This window comes from Vibrio sp. 2132-1 (assembly GCF_033344315.1).
Map to the genome: position 1 here is coordinate 1 of NZ_JAWPON010000158.1, position 905 is coordinate 905.

A 905-nucleotide genomic window follows, 5' to 3' on the forward strand; every position below is an offset into this window, starting at 1 on the left:
ACTATGACCACCGAATTTCGTATTGAAACCGACAGCATGGGCGAAGTAAAAGTCCCGGCGAATGCCTTGTATCAAGCGCAAACTCAGCGCGCTATCGATAACTTCGCATTCAGCCAGCACACCATGCCAAGCGGTTTCATCCAAGCTTTAGCCCACATCAAACAGACGGCAGCACTGACCAACGCACAACTAGGGTTACTGGAAGGTGATATCGCTAATGCGATTGCAGAGGCTGCGCAAGCCATTATTGATGGGCAACATCTCGATCAGTTCCCTATCGACCTGTTCCAAACCGGTTCTGGGACAAGCTCCAACATGAACGCTAATGAAGTGATTGCCACGCTCGCGTCTGAATTGCTTGGCGGCAACGTCAACCCGAATGACCACGTTAACATGGGTCAAAGCAGTAACGATGTGGTGCCGACGGCGATTCAAGTCAGCTCAGCACTTGCTATTGAACACAAGTTGTTGCCTGCACTGGCTCATCTTAGCCAAAGCCTAGAAACCAAGAAGCAAGCTTTGCAAGGCGTGGTAAAAACAGGCCGAACCCATTTGATGGACGCCATGCCAATCACTTTCGCGCAAGAGCTGGGCGGCTGGCAATTCCAGATTGAACACGCTAAACAAGCCATTGAACAAACACTGCCGATGGTGAAAGCCCTTGCTCAAGGCGGCACTGCCGTTGGCACAGGGATCAACGCCGATCCGCGTTTTGCCTCTCTGTTTGCAGACAACCTCACTCAGTCCACTCGAGTCACCTTTACTTCAAGCGACAATTTCTTTTTCAACCTCAGCAGCCAGGATGCGATCGTCGCACTGTCCGGGCAGCTCAAAACAGCAGCAATTGCGATCATGAAGATCGCAAACGATCTTCGCTGGATGAACTCTGGCCCATTGGCTGGCTT

1 protein-coding gene is annotated in these 905 nt (G+C 51.5%); it reads left to right on the forward strand.

The window, feature by feature from the left end; translation table 11 throughout:
* Positions 1-3 precede the first annotated feature (3 nt).
* A partial coding sequence (locus R8N47_RS24120; protein ID WP_318185968.1) for a lyase family protein occupies positions 4-905 on the forward strand: 902 nt, incomplete at its 3' end.